This is a genomic window from Streptomyces sp. NBC_00539 (assembly GCF_036346105.1).
Taxonomy (GTDB): Bacteria; Actinomycetota; Actinomycetes; order Streptomycetales; family Streptomycetaceae; genus Streptomyces.
Window position 1 is genome coordinate 5,314,483 of record NZ_CP107811.1, and the last position, 16,167, is coordinate 5,330,649.

Below are 16,167 nucleotides of genomic sequence, written 5' to 3' on the forward strand. Positions count from 1 at the left end.
AGGCCCTGTCCGGACCCGGTCGGGTGGCGTCGGCCCCGGTGCGGGGCGCCGTGCCCGGTGGGGCGCCACCCTCAAGGCGATCATGGAGACCGCTGCCGACGACGAGTCGATCCGACCCCTGCCGGATCAAGGGCGCGGGCAAGGAGTCGCCCGCCGAGCGGCAGACCGCCACCTTGGACCAGGTCGACGCGCTCGCCCGGCAGCCGGGCCGGCGCCGGCGGCTGCTCGTCCACATCGCCGCCTACGGTCCCGCCCGGCCCGAGGAGCAAGCGGCGCTGCGGCGTGCCCTGTCAGTGCGCGGACAGCGCAAGGGCGTGGTCGAGGGCCTGCAGGAGGCGGCCCGTCGTGGGGCGGTCGCGGACTGCCAGGCGGAGCCAGGAGGCGTCCAGGCCCGGGAAGGTGTCCCCGCGGCGGACCGCGAAGCCCAGCGCGCGCAGGCGGGCGCGGATCTGTTCGGCGCCCGGGACCCGGATCAGGACGAACGGCCCCTCGGCCACCCCCGACACCGAGATCTCCTCGAACTCCGCGAGTCCCGCGAGCAGATGCGCCCGGTCCACCGCGATCTGCCGCGCCACCGCCTCGGCCTCCGCCAGCGCCTGCGGCGTCATGCACGCCTGCGCCGCCACCAGGGCCGGCGTGGACACCGGCCACAGCGGCTGCGCCGCCGCCAGCTTCGCGATCACCTCCGGCTCGGCCAGCACGTACCCGATCCGCAGCCCCGCCAGCCCCCAGGTCTTCGTCAGGCTCCGCAGCACGACCAGCCCCGGCACGTCCGTCCGCCCGGCCAGCGCCTCCCGTTCGCCCGGGACCGCGTCCATGAACGCCTCGTCCACGACCAGGATGCGGCCCGGGCGGGCCAGCGCCGCCACAGTGGCCGCAGGGTGGAGCACCGACGTCGGGTTGGTCGGGTTCCCGACCACCACCAGGTCGGCCTCCTCCGGCACCGCCGCCGGGTCCAGCCGGAACCCGTCCGCCGCCCGCAGCACCACCCGCTCCACCCGGTGGCCGGCGTCCCGCAGGGCCGACTCCGGCTCGGTGAACTGCGGGTGCACCACCACCGGCCGTACGGCGCCCAGGGCCCGCGCGATCAGCACGAACGCCTCCGCCGCCCCCGCCGTCAACAGCACCCGCCCGGCCGGCAGCCCGTGCCGCTGCGCCACCGCCGCGCGGGCCGCCCGGCCGTCCGGGTACGCGGCGAGATCCCCGAGCGAGGCGGCGATCCGCTGCTTGAGCCACTCCGGGGGCGTGTCCGCCCGTACGTTGACCGCCAGGTCGACCAGCTCCCCGTCCGCGTCCCGCACCTCCGCGTCCCCGTGATGGCGCAGGTCGTGCCCCTGCGCGGTGGCGACGGCGCAGGTCGCAGCCACCGACCGGCGCTTGGGTACGAGGAGTTCCCCGCCCCCCGCGAGCGCCGCGGCCTCCGCCACCGAGGCGGTGCCGGCGGCGTCGCGCGCGGCGTCCGAGGGGTGCGGAACCGGGATACCGGCCAGCTTCTCCGCGGAGTAGCCGAGCAACGGCACGCCGAAACGTTTCGCCGCGCCCGCGATACCCGCCTCCTTCGTCTTCGGCTCCACCGTGGCCAGGGCCGTCACCGCGTCCGTGGCCAGCCCCGCGCCCCGCAGCGTCTCCTCGACCAGCGCACAGACCTCCGCCACGGAGACCCCCGCACGTCCGCCCACCCCTACCACCAGCCGGGTCGCGTACTCGCCCACCGGGGCACTCCCTCCGTCGTCCTGTCGGGTCATTGTCGGCCCGCCGTCGTCAATACGTCTGCGTCCCCGGCCCGCGCGGGGAAGTGCGCGCGGCGCCGACAATCGGTATTCAGGGGCACATGGCCGTGATCGTGGCGTTGGGCGCGTTCCTGATGACCCTGGCGGGCGGATGGACGGCGCAGCGCGTGACCGACCGGCGCCACCTCGTGCTGGGCCTGGCCGGCGGGCTGATGCTCGGCGTCGTGGGCCTGGACCTGCTGCCCGAGGCGATGCGGGCGGCGGGCGACGAGGTGCTCGGCGTCCCGCTCGCCCTGCTGCTCTTCGTCACCGGCTTCCTGCTCGCGCACGTCGGTGAACGCCTGCTCGCCGTGCGGCAGGCCGCGCACGGGGCGGAGAACGGGGGCCCGCACGCGGCCCACGACGGGGCCCCGCGCGGCGCGGGAGGCGAGGCCCCGCGCGAGCACGCGCACCGCGCCCCCGAGGTCGGGCTCACCGCGGCCGCCGCCATGGTCGGCCACAGCCTCGCCGACGGGGTGGCCCTGGGCGCCGCGTTCCAGGTCGGCGGCGGGATGGGCGTGGCCGTCGCCCTCGCCGTCGTCACGCACGACTTCGCCGACGGCTTCAACACGTACACGCTCACCAGCCTGTACGGCAACGCCCGCCGCAAGGCGCAGACGATGCTCTTCGCGGACGCCCTCGCGCCGGTCGTGGGCGCCGCCTCCACTTTGCTGTTCACTCTTCCGGAGGAACCGCTCGGGGCGTACCTCGGCTTCTTCGCCGGCGTCCTGCTCTACCTGGCCGCCGCCGAGATCCTGCCCGAGGCGCACCACCGGCACCCCGCCCTGTCCACGCTGCTGTGCACGGTGGGCGGGGTGGCCGGGATCTGGCTCGTGGTCGGCCTCGCGGACTGAGCTCACCGCCGGGCCGCTGCGGCGCGTGCGAACCGCCGGGCGACGGACGGCTGCGCCGCCCAGTGCGTGTGCAGGTAGCTGGCGTGCACACCGTCCCGGACGAAGCCCTCGACGCGGCGTTCGGGATGCGTGAAGCCCCAGGCGGGGGCCGCTCCGGCACCCGGCTCGATCACCGTCCGGTGGAACTCGTGCCCCCGCAGCCGGGTTCCGGCCGCGGCGAGCGCGCTGTCGGACACCGCCACCGCCTCGCGGTAGCCGAGCGTCAGCCGCTCCGACATCCGCGCGTCGGCGTCGAGCACCCCGCACATCGGCTTCCCGTCCAGCGACCGGGCCAGGTACAGCAGGCCGGCGCACTCGGCCGCCACGGGGCCGCCGGCTGCGGCGAAGTCGGCGACGGCGCGGCGGAGGGAGGCGTTGGCGGAGAGCTCGGGGGCGTAGACCTCGGGGAATCCGCCGCCGATCACCAGTCCGGTGGTGCCGTCGGGCAGGGCCTCGTCCCGGAGCGGGTCGAAGGTGACGACGTCCGCGCCGGCGGCGCTGAGGAGTTCGGCGTGCTCGGCGTAGGAGAACGTGAAGGCGGGGCCGCCGGCGACCGCGACCACCGGCCGGCGGCCGGGGTCCTGTCCCGGGTCCTGCCCCCCGGACGCCGACGGGGCCGGATCATGCCGCGCCAGAGCCCCTTCCGGGGACCAGGCCTCGCAGTCCAGGGGCGGGGCCGTGCGGGCCAGGGCCATCAGGGCGTCGAGGTCGCAGCCGGCGCGGACCTGGGCCGCCAGGGCGGCGACCGAGGAGACGGCGTCCGCCCGGCGCTCCGCGACCGGGACCAGCCCCAGGTGCCGCGACGGAGCCGCCACCTGCGGGGCACGCCGCAGGACGCCCAGGACCGGCATCCCGGCCTCCTCCAGCGCCTCCCGCAGCATCGCCTCGTGCCGGTCGGAGCCGACCTTGTTGAGGATCACCCCGCCCAGGCGCACCTGGGGGTCGAAGGACGCGAAACCGTGCACCAGCGCGGCCACCGACCGGGACTGCGACGAGGCGTCCACCACCAGCACCACCGGCGCCCGCACCAACTTCGCGACCTGCGCCGTCGACGCGAGCTCACCCCGCCCCGCGGCGCCGTCGTACAGGCCCATCACGCCTTCGACGATCGCCAGGTCGCACCCCGCCGCCCCGTGCGCGAACAGCGGCGCGACCAGATCCGTCCCGCACATGAAGGCGTCGAGGTTCCGCCCCGGCCGGCCGGTGGCCAGCGCGTGGTAGCCGGGGTCGATGTAGTCGGGCCCGGCCTTGTGCGGGGACACGGCGAGGCCGCGCTCCGCGAAGGCCGCCATCAGGCCCGTCGCCACGGTGGTCTTGCCGCTCCCGGAGGACGGCGCGGCGATCACCAGCCGCGGCATGTGGAGCGAGGTCACCACTCGATGCCCTTCTGGCCCTTCTGGCCGGCGTCCATGGGGTGCTTGACCTTGGTCATCTCGGTGACCAGGTCGGCGAACTCCAGGAGCTTGTCCGGCGCGTTGCGGCCGGTGATGACCACGTGCTGGGTGCCGGGACGGTCCCGCAGCACCTCGATCACCTCGTCCACGTCGATCCAGCCCCAGTGCATGGGGTACGCGAACTCGTCCAGCACGTACAGCCGGTGGGTCTCTGCGGCCAGGTCCCGCTTGACCTGCTCCCAGCCCTCTTTCGCCGCCTGCTCGTTGTCGAGCTGCGCGTCGCGCTGCACCCAGGACCAGCCCTCGCCCATCTTGTGCCAGACGACCGGGCCGCCCTCACCGGAGGCGCCGAGCACCTTGAGCGCGTTCTCCTCGCCGACCTTCCACTTGGCCGACTTGACGAACTGGAACACCCCGATCGACCAGCCCTGGTTCCAGGCGCGCAGCGCCAGTCCGAAGGCGGCCGTCGACTTGCCCTTGCCCGGGCCGGTGTGGACGAAGACGAGCGGACGGTTGCGACGCTGGCGCGTCGTGAGTCCGTCGTCCGGAACGACGGTCGGCTGTCCCTGCGGCATTACGCGGCCCTCCTGGAGCTGTCCGATGCGGTACGTACGTTCTTCACGAGGCCGGCCAGCGAGTCGGCCCGCAGCCCGTCGAGGGTGACGGCCGGCCCGCCGAGGTCGGCGGCCAGCGCCCCGGCCAGTCCCAGCCGGACCGGGCCCGTCTCACAGTCCACGACCACCGAGGTCAGCCCCTGCGCGGCCAGCATCCGGGCACTGCGCCCCGACAGCTCGCGCGGGTCCCCGCCGAGCGCGTCGGCCGACGTGGCCCGCCCGTCGGTGACGACCACGAGCAGCGGCCGGCGCGAGGGGTCCCGCAACCGCTCGATCCGCAGCACCTCGTGGGCTTTGAGCAGTCCGGCCGCGAGCGGCGTCCGGCCGCCGGTGGGCAGCTGCTCCAGCCGGGCCGCCGCCGCGTCCACGGAGGAGGTCGGGGGCAGCGCCAGCTCGGCGGTCCGGCCGCGGAAGGTGATCAGACCGACTTTGTCGCGGCGCTGGTAGGCGTCCAGCAGCAGCGACAGCACGGCGCCCTTGACCGCGCCCATGCGCTGCCGGGCGGCCATCGACCCCGACGCGTCGACGAGGAACAGGACGAGGTTGCCCTCACGGCCCTCGCGGGTCGCCTGCCGCAGGTCGTCCTTGCGTACGACCAGCCCGCGCCCGCTGCGCCCGCGCGCCTTCTGGTGCGGCGCGGCCGCCTGGACGGTCGCGGCCAGGTGGAGCTTGGTCAGCTGCCCGCGGGGGCGCTGGGAGCCGGTGGTGCGGCCGTGCGCGGTCCTGGCGCGGGAGCGGCGGCCGGCCGCGCCCTCGCCGAGACCGGGCACGCTCAGCACCTTGGTCCGGAAGGGCTCGGCGGCCCGCACGGGCGCCTGTTCGGGCGCGCCGGAGGCGGGGGAGTCCGCCGGGGAGTCCGCCGGGGCGCCCGCCCGGGCCGGTTCCGGGGAGTCGGTGCCGGGCCGGGGCTCCGGCTCGGGCTCCGCCGGGGGCGCTTCGGCCGCCTGGTCGGGGGCGCCGTCCTGCGGGGGCCGCTGCCCGCCGCCGTCGGGTCCGTCGTCGGGGCCGTCACCCTCGTCGTCGGGGCCCCGGGGCTCCGGTTCCGGGTCGGGCTCCGGCTCGTCGTCGGGGAACCGGTCCAGGATCTCGTCCAGCTTGTCCTCGTCCAGGCCCGGCGCGTCGAACGGGTTGCGGCGGCGCCGGTGGGGGAGCGCGAGCAGCGCGGCCTGCCGCACGTCCTCCTTGCGCACCTCGGTCCGCCCGGCCCAGGCGGCCAGGGCCGTAGCGGTGCGGGCCATCACGATGTCGGCCCGCATGCCGTCGACCTCGAAGCCGGCGCAGGTGGCCGCGATCCGGAGCAGGGAGGTGTCGCCGAGCACCACCTTCGGCAGCAGCGCCCGCGCGGCCACCACCCGGGCGCGGACCTCGCGTTCGTCGTCGGCCCAGCGGCTCGCGAAGCCGGCGGGGTCGTCCTCGTAGGCGAGCCTGCGGCGCACCACCTCGACGCGCTGGGCGGGCTCGCGCGAGGCCGCGACCTCGACGGTCAGTCCGAACCGGTCCAGGAGCTGGGGGCGGAGCTCGCCCTCCTCGGGGTTCATCGTGCCGACGAGGAGGAAGCGGGCCGCGTGGCGGACGGAGACGCCCTCGCGCTCGACGTAGGAGGCGCCCATCGCGGCGGCGTCCAGGAGCAGGTCGATGAGGTGGTCGTGGAGGAGGTTGACCTCGTCGACGTAGAGGATGCCGCGGTGGGCGTCGGCGAGCAGGCCCGGCTCGAAGGCCTTCACGCCCTCGGCGAGGGCCCGTTCGATGTCGAGGGCGCCGACCAGGCGGTCCTCGGAGGCGCCGACGGGCAGCTCGACCATCCGCGCGGGGCGGGCGGCGCCCGGGCCTGGATCGTGGGGGCCGTCGGGGCACGCGGGATCGGGGGCGCCCGGTGCGCACGAGAACCGGCATCCGGGGACGACGTCCACCTGCGGCAGCAGCGCGGACAGCGCGCGGACGGCGGTGGACTTGGCGGTGCCCTTCTCACCGCGCACGAGCACGCCGCCGACCGCCGGGCTCACGGCGTTGAGCAGGAGCGCGAGGCGCAGGTCGCTCTGGCCGACCACTGCGGTGAACGGGTAGGGGGTGCTCATGCGGTGCCTTTCCTCGTACGGGTACGGGTTCGCGTGCGCGGGCGGTTGTGGGGGCGCGGGGCGCCGGCCGGGGGGCGGGGGCGCGCCGCTGCGGCGGGGCGGCTCCGGGCTGCCGGGCCGCCGCAGGCCGCCTGGCACCGGGTGCGGTGCGCGGGCGCGCTGCGGGGCGCCGCTGCGCGGGGCTGTCCCCCACCCGCCCTTCGCCCGTTCCCCGGGGCTCCGCCCCGGAGCCCGCGCCTCACACGCCGGCGGGGCTGAATGGCCGACGAGGGGGGCGCGGGGGCCAGGGGGCCGGCCCCCCACGGCGGCGCCGCACCGGCGACGGGTCCGGGGCGGAGCCCCGGGGAAGGGGGAACGGGCGGCGAGGGGAACCGCTCCCGCGGCGCCGCGGGCCTCACGGGGCACCCGGAGGGAGGAAGGGGAGGCCCGTCGGGGCGCCGCCCTCGATCAGACCCAGCAGCGCGGCGGTGTCGGCGTGCTCCTCGATCAGATCGCCCAGCAGGTCCAGCTGCCGCTCCCGCAGCGCGGCGAACGACGTGTCGGCCGCCGGGACGAACCGGCGCCCCGCGGCAGCCGCCACCTCCCGCAGGAACGCCCGGCGGAAGCCGTCCGACTCCAGCGAGCCGTGCCAGTGCGTACCCCACACCCCGCCGACGCGGCAGCCGTCCAGGAAGGGCGTCCCGCCCAGCACCTCGGCCACCCCGTGGTGGATCTCGTACCCCTCCACCGCCTCGCCCAGCGCCGAACCGACCGGCCGCGCCAGGGTCTTCTCCCGCTCGAAGCGGACGCGTACGGGCAGCAGTCCCAGGCCGTCGACGGTGCCCGCCCGGGACTCCACCTCGTCCTCGATCCGCTCGCCCAGCACCTGGAACCCGCCGCAGATCCCCAGCACCGGCCGGCCGGCCGCCGCCCGCGCGGCCAGGGCGTCGGCCAGACCGCGCTCGCGCAGCCACGCCAGAGCCCGCACCGTGCCCCGCGTACCCGGGACCACCACCAGGTCGGCGTCGGTCAGTTCCTCCGGCCGGTCCACGAACCGCACCACGACCCCGGGCTCCGCCGCCAGCGCGTCCACGTCGGTGAAGTTCGACATCAGCGGTACCGCGCACACCGCGACCCGCAGCACGTCCTCGCCGACCGGAGGGGCGACCACGGATTCCCGTACCGCCCCGCGCAGCGAGACCCTCAGGCCGTCCTCCTCGTCGATGCCCAACCCGTGCCGGTAGGGCAGCACGCCGTAGGTGGCCCGCCCCGTCAGCCCGCGGAGCATCTCCATGCCGGGCTCCAGCAGCGAGACGTCGCCGCGGAACTTGTTCACCAGGTAGCCGGCGATCAGCGACTGGTCCTCGGGCGACAGCAGCGCCGTCGTACCGAAGAAGGAGGCGAAGACGCCGCCCCGGTCGATGTCCCCGACCACCACCACCGGGAACCGCGCGGCGCGCGCGATGCCCATGTTCACGATGTCGGTCCGGCGCAGGTTGATCTCGGCCGGACTGCCCGCCCCCTCGCAGATCACGGCGTCATACGTGCCCCGCAGTTCCTCCAGGCAGTCCGTGACGATCCCCAGAAGCTGCTCCTGCCGCCCGCCGTGGTAGCCCCGCGCACTCATCTCGCCCACCGGCTTGCCCAGCAGCACCACCTGGCTGCTGCGGTCACTGCCGGGCTTGAGCAGCACCGGGTTCATCAGCGCGGTCGGCTCCACGCGTGCGGCCTGCGCCTGCATCGCCTGCGCCCGGCCGATCTCCGCGCCCTCGCGCGTGACGAACGAGTTCAGCGACATGTTCTGTGCCTTGAACGGCGCCACCTTCACGCCCTGCCGGGACAGCCAGCGGCAGATGCCCGCCGTCACCACGCTCTTGCCCGCGTCCGACGTGGTCCCGGCTACCAGCAGACCGCCGCCCCGCTTCACACCGTTGCTCATGCCCGCCCCTTCCTCGACCGGCGTACGACCGGCCACCGCGTCACCGCACACCGCAGTGCCACGCACGCCCCAAGCGCCACCCACGTCACCCGACGCGACAGCCGTACCGCCCGCTCGATGTCCGCCACTTCGACCGGCCGTCCTGCGGCGCCGTTCAGCACGGCCCGGTGTTCGACCCGTCCGCCGTACGCGAGGGTCCCGCCGAGGCGTACGCCCAGCGCCCCGGCGAACGAGGCCTCCACCGGACCGGCGTTGGGGCTCGGGTGCGCGGCGGCGTCGGCGCGCCAGGCGCGCACGGCTCCCCGCCGGTCGGGCCCGGACAGTACGGCGGCGAGCGCGGTCAGCCGGGCACCGGGCCAGCCCGCCAGGTCGTCGAGCCGGGCGGAGGCCCAGCCGTAGCGCAGGTAGCGAGGCGACTTGTGGCCGACCATCGCGTCCAGGGTGTTGACGGCACGGAACGCCAGCAGTCCGGGCACGCCCGCGAGGGCGCCCCAGACCAGCGCCCCGACCACGGCGTCGGAGGTGTTCTCGGCGACCGACTCCACGACGGCGCGGGCCAGCTGCTGCTCGTCCAGGGCCTGCGGGTCGCGCCCGCACAGGTGCGGCAGCCGCTCCCGGGCCACCTCGGCGTCCCCGGCGGCCAGCGCCCCGCCGATCGCGCGGGCCTCCCGGCCGAGCGAGGTACCGCCGACGACGGCCCAGGTGGCGGCCGCGGTCAGGGCGATACGGGCGGCAGCGGGCCGGGAGCGCACGGCGCGGGCGCCGAGCGCACCGACGGCGGCCGCGCCCCCGGCGCACACCAGGGTGTGGACCACGCCCCGTGCCCGGTCGTCCCGCCACAGGGCGCGTTCGAGGGCGGCGGCGGCTCGTCCGAAGGCGGCCACGGGGTGCCCGCGGCGCGGATCCCCGAGGATCCGGTCGCCGATCAGGCCGGCCGTGGCGCCGTACGCGAATACGCGATCGGCACGCATGGTGGCAGTTGTGTCCTCGCTCAGGGTCCGCGCCCTGGTTCGACGTGTCCGGCGGCGAGAGTTCCTGGCTCCCGGGACGCACGGACCGCGTGCGCTACCCGGTGACAGTGGCGGGACCGCGCCGGATTCGCACCGGACTTCCTCTCCATGCCGCCGTAATGGCTCGGGCAGTCCACCACGCACCGCGAACGCCCGTCAACTTGCCGTTGACCTGCGGCGAGGGAGCGGGACGGCCGGGCAGGGTACGCGAAAGCTCCCCACGGGAATCCCGCGGGGAGCTTTCGACGACCGGCGCGTCGGCCGACGCACGGTCAGAGCGTCGGCCGACGCGCCGGTCCTCGCGTCAGCTGACGATCAGGTAGATCGCGTAGGCCACGGCGAGGCCGCACAGCGCGAAGCACGCGTACGCGCCGCTGCGGGCCACGGTCGCGGTCCCGCCCTGCTCGGTGGCGGTCTCGTGCTTGGAGAGACCCACGAGGCCCAGGGTGAACAGGGCCACGAGGGCGACGGTGGCGGAGAGGCTGACCCCGAAGACGGAGCCGAGTGCTGCCCAGTCGATCTTCATACCGCTGATTCCTCTGTCGTTCTCGGGGTCAGACCGCGGCGGCCGGGGCCGCGGGTGCCGGGGTGGCCGCCGGGATGGTGGCCTTGAGGTCCTCGTCGGTCACGGCGGCCGTGGTACCGGCGGCGGCGATCGGCGGGACGGTGACGGCGGCCATGGCCGTGGTGACGACACCGGGCGCCTCGGCGGCGGCCGTGGCCGTCTCCGTGACGTTGTGGTGGTCGACGACCTGGCGGCGCGAGATGAACCAGATCGCGGCGCAGGAGGCGACCAGGAAGACCACGACGGCGGCGACGCCGACGTTGCCGGTCCGCATGACCAGCTCCGCACCGGCGCCGACCAGGGCGGCGGCGGGCAGGGTCAGGCCCCACGCGATGAACATCCGGGTGGCGGTGGACCAGCGGACCACGCCGCCCTTGCGGCCCAGGCCCGCACCCATGACCGCGCCGGAGCAGGCGTGGGTGGTGGAGAGGGAGAAGCCGAGGCTGGAGGAGGCCAGGATGACGCTGGCGGCCGAGGTCTGGGCCGCGAAGCCCTGCTGCGGCTGGAGGTCGGTCAGGCCGCTGCCCAGGGTGCGGATGATGCGCCAGCCGCCCAGGTAGGTGCCCGTCGCGATGGCCATGCCGGCCGAGATGATGACCCAGACCGGGGGGTTCGCACCGGACTCCAGGGCGCCGCCCGCGACGAGCGCGAGGGTGATGATGCCCATCGTCTTCTGCGCGTCGTTGGTGCCGTGCGCGAGGGAGACGAGACCGGCCGAGGCGATCTGACCGGCGCGGTAGCCCTTGGTGGAGGTCTTCCCGCCGACCTTGCCGCCGAGCTTGTACGTGAGCCTCGCGGCCAGCATGGCGGCCGCACCGGCCACGAGGGGAGCCGCGACCGCGGGGATGAGCACCTTGGTGACGACAACGCTGCCGTTGACCGCGCCGAGGCCGGCCGAAGCGACCGCGGCGCCGATCAGGCCGCCCATCAGGGCGTGGGAGGAGCTGGAGGGAAGCCCGACCAGCCAGGTGACGAGGTTCCAGAGGATCGCGCCGACCAGGGCGGCGAAGATCACCTCTGGCTGGATGCCCTCCTCGTTGACCAGGCCCTTGGAGATCGTCTTGGCGACCTCCACGGACATGAACGCCCCGACGAGGTTGAGCACGGCGGACATGGCCACCGCGGTCTTGGGCTTGAGAGCGCCGGTCGAGATGGTGGTCGCCATCGCGTTGGCTGTGTCGTGGAAACCGTTCGTGAAGTCGAACACGAGAGCGGTGATGATCACGATCCCGAGGAGAAGCGTTATGTGCTCCATTTACCCAGGCTTCTGTTTGGCGTCAGTGGTTCGGCGACCGTAGGCAACCTGGGTGAACGGAAGATGAACTGAGGGGGGTCGGTCGGTGTCCCGTCCCGGTGCCCGATCGGGGGCTTCCTCCCGATTCGGCCCCAGATCCCGCGATAAGGGCACGTCAGGGCGGGTGAACGTCTGTTTCCGGAAGGAGCTTCGAGCGGCTGGGCGGCCCCGTGCCCGCCGCGCGACGAGACCCAGATCACGTGGCGCTCCCGCCAAGCGGAACCGTCACCGGCCGTGACGCGACGGCTGCGGAACGATCTCCTCCAGTGGCCCGCGCGCCGCCGCGCCCCGACACTGGAGCGGTGCGTACCGCCACAGCGACGGCAGCGGCCGTCACCACGACCCTGATCGGTGCCGGAGCGGCCGTCGTCGCGGCCGGCCGGTACGCCGCCGACGCGGCCCTGCGCCCCGAACCGGGCCGCCCCCTGCCCGGCGTCCCCCGGCTCACCGTCCACTCCACCGCGGCCGGCCGGGTCGTCCTGACCCGCTCCCTGGCCTCCCTGCGCCCCGGCCGGTACGGCCTGGACGCCCCCGGTGTGCACGCCGTCGTCGGCCCCGTCCTCACCGGCGTGCCGCACGGTCCCGACACCGTCGTGCGCCGGCTCCTCGCCGTCACCCACGGCAGCCTCGACCCCGGTACCCGGGTCTGCCTCACCCCCCAGGTCCACCTCGGAAACCCGCGCACGGCCCTCGGCCTCGACCACGCCGACGTCGACGTCCCCGGCGAGCTCGGCCCGCTGCCCGCCTGGTTCGTCCCGGCGGCCCGCGACACCTGGGTCATCACCGTGCACGGGCTCGGCGGCACGCGCGAGCACCCGATGGTCGTCATGCCGTTCCTGCACCGCCACGGGCTGCCCGTCCTCGACCTCGCCTACCGCGGCGACCTCGGCGGCCCCCGCCCGCCCGACGGCGTCGGCCACCTCGGGGAGTCGGAGTGGCGCGACGTCGACGCCGCCATCCGCTACGCCCTGCGCTACGGCGCCCGCCGCGTCATCCTGCACGGCTGGTCCACGGGCGCCACGATGGCCCTGCACGCCGCCGAGCGCTCGGCGCTGGCCGACCGGATCTCCGGACTGGTGCTGGACTCCCCGGTCCTCGACTGGCACGCCACCCTGCGCGCCCTTGCCGCGGCCCGGCGCACCCCGGCGCCGCTGATGCCGTTCGTGCTCCGGGCCGCCGAGAGCCGCGCGGGCCTGCGCGTCGACCGGCGCCCCCCGGGCGCCGACCCCGGCCTGCTGCGGATGCCCGTCCTGATCTTCCACGGCCCCGACGACACGCTCGCCCCCTGGGGGCCCTCCCGCCGGCTCGCCGCGGCCCGCCCCGACCTCGTCACCTTGAAGGCCGTCAGGGACGCCCCGCACGGGGCGATGTGGAACGCCGGCCCCGAGGTGTACGAGGAGACCCTGCGCCGCTTCTTGACCCCTCTCATGTGAAAGCCCTGTGGCGGACGGGGTGGCGTGGCCGTCTTGTCCCGTTATGCGCGCCGGGTCACCCACAGCAACGACCCATTCCGTTTGGGCTTTCGGCCAGTGACGGGCGAGACTGCTTCCGTGACGTCCCGAAAGCCTGATGAGCAGTTGGCTCGCGACTCCAGACTCCGACTCGTCTCCCCGCGCTCCGTCGCCGCGGCCCGCAAGGCGGTGACCGACCGGCGGACGCGAACCACCCCCCGGCCCCCGGCGGGCACGCCCGCGACGGCCGACCTCGCGAACCGGGCCCGGGCCTCACTCGCCGACGCGGTACGCCTGGCCCGCTGGGCCGAGCGGCACCTCGGGGCCGGAGACGGGGGAAGGCCCGCCCCGGCGGGCGCGCTGCCCGCCGCCGACGTCGAACGGGCCGCGGACGACCTGCGCCTGACGCACGGCCAGATCCGTGTCGGCTGGGACCGTGCCCGTCTGTCGGGCCTGGTCGAGGTGCACGGCGGCCACGCCCGGCCGGGCTGGCGCCTGCGCGCCTGGGACCGCGACGACACCGCCGTCCTGCGCGGCTGGGTCGCCCTCTTCGACGCCTGGTCGCTCGTCCACCCGGCTCCCGCCGACATCGCCCCCGCCGCGGTGGCCGAGGTCGTCGAGGCCATGCCCCAACTCCTGTCCCTGCTCCAGCTGTCCGCCGGTCCGGTGACCGTCCCGGACCTGCTGGACCTGCTCGGCCAGCGGGTGACCGAACTGCGCGACGAACGGTGCGAGGTCCCGTACGAGGGCGCTGCCACGGACGGCACCGCCACGGACGGCACCGCCACGGACGGCACCGCCACGGACGCCTGCGCGCACGACGGCCCCGTGGTGGCGGTCACCGCCCGGGCGGCCCCCTCCGCCCAGGAGAGCGCCCCCGCGCCCCCCGTCCCCCTCGCCCGGCTGCTGCGCTGGGCGCTCGGCGGGCTCGCCGCGGTCGACGCCGTCACCCTCGGGCCCGCGCAGGCCACCCTCACTCCGCTCGGCAGCTGGGCCGTATGGGTCAAGCTGGAGCAGATCTGCGTCGCCGCGCAGAGCCCGGCCGGGAACATCGAACAGTCCGCCGCCGCCATGCTGCACGGCTGCGCCCGGCTCACCCCGGGCCCCGCGCGCGCCGAGTACCGGGCCTGGCTCGCCGCCCGGCCCGTCGGACACGCCGTCAGCGAACTGCTCCAGGCCGCCCGCGGCGAGGACGCCCTGCTGCGCGGCCTCGCCTTCGAGGCGCTCCGCGTGGTCGGCGCCCCCGCCGAACCCGAGGTCCGCGGCGCCGTCCGCGATCCGGCGCTGCGGCCCTACGCCCTGCTCTGGCTCGCCGAGCACGACGGGGTGGACCCCGACGAGGCGCAGGACGTCCTCACCCCCGAGGAGTCCACCTGGCTGTGGGTGGACACCGCCGCGGCCATCGCGGACCACGGCGAAGCCGAACTCCTGGCCCGCCACCTCGACTCGGCCGTGCGCACCACCGTGCCCCGGCTGCTGGACGAGGTCCGGGCGGTGGGCCACCCCCGGACCGTGCAGGTCCTGGTCGCGCTGGCGGCCGCCCATCCCGACCCGGCCCTGGCCAAGGCGGTCCGCCGGGCCGCCTTCCAGGTCCACACCGGCGGCGCGTAGCACCGCGGGGCGTGCGGACGCACCGCCTGCACGGGCGCACACGCGTGCGGGCGTACGGAGGTACGCGCCGCCGGGGTCAGACCTGCGGCGCGTACGTCCCGAAGCTCCAGATGTTGCCCTCGGCGTCGCGGGCCATGTAGTCCCGCGAGCCGTAGTCCTGGTCGGTCGGCTCCATCACGATCTCCACGCCGTGCTCCGCGGCCCTGCGGTGGTGGGCGTCCACGTCGTCCACGACGACGTAGACCCCGGCGGGACCGCCGTCCGCCATGGCCTTGTCGAAGGCCCCGCCGCGGCCCTTGCTGCCGAGCATCACCGCGCCGTTCCCGTACGACAGCTCCGCGTGCATCACGGTGCCGTCCTCACCCTCGTAGACGGCGACCTGCGTGAAGCCGAAGGCCTCGGTCAACTGCCGGATCGCGGCCTTGGCGTCGCGGTAGAGCAGCGTCGGAACGATGGACGGAACACCTGCCATGACGATCACTCCCTCTCGTGCGGTGCGCGTGTGCGGATCTGCGCCCAGGTGACCGGCGGGGCGGCCACCTCGACCCGCGGCCCCAGCATGGCAGGCCCCGCCGACGGTCAGCGGAAGGTGTCGCACCGGGCCATGTCACCGGTCCGGTAGCCCTCGTAGAACCACTGCCGGCGCTGCTGCGCCGAGCCGTGCGTCCAGGTCTCCGGGGTGACCCGCCCCTGGAACTTCTCCTGGATCCGGTCGTCGCCCACCGCGGCCGCCGCGTCGAGACCGTCCTGGATGTCCTGCTCGGTGAGGCTGGTGATCAGCGGGCGTCCGGTGGACTCGTCCGGGGTCCGGGTCGCGTTGTGGGCCCACACCCCGGCGTAGCAGTCGGCCTGGAGCTCCACCTTGACCGAGCTGCTGTTCTCGCCCCGCTGCCCGTCCTGGTACGCGCGCAGCACTCCCGTCATGTCCTGGACGTGGTGCCCGTACTCGTGGGCGACCACGTACGCCTGGGCGAAGGGTCCGCCGCTCGCGCCGAACTTCGTCCGCAGCTCCTGGAAGAAGCCCAGGTCGAGGTAGACCTTCCGGTCACCGGGGCAGTAGAACGGGCCGACCGCCGAGGTGGCCGGGCCGCAGGCGGTGTCCACCTGACCGGTGAAGAAGACCGTCGAGGCGGGGACGTACCGGGCACCCCGTCGCAGGAACTCCTGCCGCCAGTAGTCCTGCGTGCTGTTCGTCACGGCGACGAGCCGGCAGTCCTCGCGGGTGTTGGCGTCGTGGCCGGTCCGGCAGGTCTGCTGCACCTGGGCGGCGGACGAGGGGCTCGTCACCGGCCGGGGGCTCCCGCCCGACAGCCCGAGCTGGTCCGGTCCCACCCCCAGCAGCAGTCCCAGGACCAGGGCGATCACACCGACCAGGCCGCCGCCGATCGTGGCCCTGCCGCCGGGGACGCGGCTGCCGCGCTGGTCCGAGACCTCCGACGTGTCCAGATGTGCGTCGTCGTCGAACTGCATGCCGCACCGCCCTCGCTCCCACGTGTCCGCCCCTGCGGCGACCGCCACGTCCTCACTGATACGTGCCCCGGCGCGCGCGGGTGATCCGTGCGCCGAACGGAGG

12 protein-coding genes, 2 pseudogenes and 1 riboswitch are annotated in these 16,167 nt (G+C 75.4%); of the genes and pseudogenes, 4 read left to right on the forward strand and 10 right to left on the reverse strand.

Going from position 1 to position 16,167, the window contains the following annotated elements:
• Window positions 1-70: 70 nt before the first annotated feature.
• A pseudogene (locus OG861_RS23835) lies at window positions 71-284 on the forward strand (tyrosine-type recombinase/integrase); the annotation flags it as partial.
• 6 nt (window positions 285-290) lie between these two features.
• Here OG861_RS23835 and cobC read toward each other — a convergent pair.
• Entirely contained in the window at window positions 291-1,745 is a 1,455-nt protein-coding gene (gene cobC, locus OG861_RS23840; protein WP_443056474.1) for an Rv2231c family pyridoxal phosphate-dependent protein CobC, read from the reverse strand.
• A gap of 86 nt (window positions 1,746-1,831) precedes the next feature.
• On the opposite strand from cobC, the gene OG861_RS23845 reads away from it, so the two are divergent.
• The gene (locus tag OG861_RS23845; RefSeq protein ID WP_329194215.1) at window positions 1,832-2,623 is read left to right on the forward strand and encodes a ZIP family metal transporter; all 792 of its coding nucleotides are present in this window, start codon (window positions 1,832-1,834) and stop codon (window positions 2,621-2,623) included.
• A 2-nt stretch (window positions 2,624-2,625) separates the two neighbouring features.
• Here the strand turns inward: OG861_RS23845 and OG861_RS23850 are convergent, their stop codons facing one another.
• From OG861_RS23850 to OG861_RS23880, 7 genes and pseudogenes are all read right to left on the reverse strand, one after another.
• Window positions 2,626-4,020, reverse strand: a complete 1,395-nt coding sequence (locus OG861_RS23850) for a cobyrinate a,c-diamide synthase (protein ID WP_329202094.1) — start codon at window positions 4,018-4,020, stop codon at window positions 2,626-2,628.
• A gap of 11 nt (window positions 4,021-4,031) precedes the next feature.
• Window positions 4,032-4,631, reverse strand: coding sequence for a cob(I)yrinic acid a,c-diamide adenosyltransferase (cobO, locus tag OG861_RS23855; RefSeq protein ID WP_329194214.1), 600 nt, complete (start codon window positions 4,629-4,631; stop codon window positions 4,032-4,034).
• On the reverse strand, window positions 4,631-6,745 hold the full coding sequence (locus tag OG861_RS23860) for a putative cobaltochelatase (protein ID WP_330261859.1): 2,115 nt from the start codon (window positions 6,743-6,745) through the stop codon (window positions 4,631-4,633). Before OG861_RS23860 ends, cobO begins: the two co-directional genes overlap by 1 nt.
• 397 nt (window positions 6,746-7,142) lie before the next feature.
• A pseudogene (locus OG861_RS23865) lies at window positions 7,143-8,663 on the reverse strand (cobyric acid synthase); the annotation flags it as partial.
• A complete protein-coding gene (locus OG861_RS23870) occupies window positions 8,660-9,634 on the reverse strand; it encodes a cobalamin biosynthesis protein (RefSeq protein ID WP_329194209.1) in 975 nt (324 codons plus the stop codon). The pseudogene OG861_RS23865 and the gene OG861_RS23870, both read right to left, overlap by 4 nt.
• A gap of 36 nt (window positions 9,635-9,670) precedes the next feature.
• Window positions 9,671-9,804, reverse strand: a riboswitch (cobalamin riboswitch).
• 173 nt (window positions 9,805-9,977) lie between these two features.
• Window positions 9,978-10,199, reverse strand: coding sequence for a hypothetical protein (locus OG861_RS23875; protein ID WP_329194208.1), 222 nt, complete (start codon window positions 10,197-10,199; stop codon window positions 9,978-9,980).
• A 28-nt stretch (window positions 10,200-10,227) separates the two neighbouring features.
• Complete coding sequence (locus OG861_RS23880; RefSeq protein WP_329194207.1) at window positions 10,228-11,493, reverse strand: inorganic phosphate transporter; 1,266 nt, start codon at window positions 11,491-11,493, stop codon at window positions 10,228-10,230.
• 341 nt (window positions 11,494-11,834) lie between these two features.
• Here OG861_RS23880 and OG861_RS23885 point away from each other — a divergent pair, with 341 nt between their 5' ends.
• Complete coding sequence (locus tag OG861_RS23885) at window positions 11,835-12,965, forward strand: alpha/beta hydrolase (RefSeq protein ID WP_329194205.1); 1,131 nt, start codon at window positions 11,835-11,837, stop codon at window positions 12,963-12,965.
• Between the two features lie 117 nt (window positions 12,966-13,082).
• Entirely contained in the window at window positions 13,083-14,594 is a 1,512-nt protein-coding gene (locus OG861_RS23890; protein ID WP_443056472.1) for a hypothetical protein, read from the forward strand.
• Window positions 14,595-14,670: 76 nt separating this feature from the next.
• Here the strand turns inward: OG861_RS23890 and OG861_RS23895 are convergent, their stop codons facing one another.
• Complete coding sequence (locus OG861_RS23895; protein WP_329194203.1) at window positions 14,671-15,066, reverse strand: VOC family protein; 396 nt, start codon at window positions 15,064-15,066, stop codon at window positions 14,671-14,673.
• A 107-nt stretch (window positions 15,067-15,173) separates the two neighbouring features.
• Window positions 15,174-16,064 carry a KPN_02809 family neutral zinc metallopeptidase gene (ypfJ, locus tag OG861_RS23900; RefSeq protein ID WP_329194201.1) on the reverse strand — a complete coding sequence of 297 codons (891 nt, stop codon included), beginning with the start codon at window positions 16,062-16,064 and terminating at the stop codon, window positions 15,174-15,176.
• Window positions 16,065-16,167 lie beyond the last annotated feature (103 nt).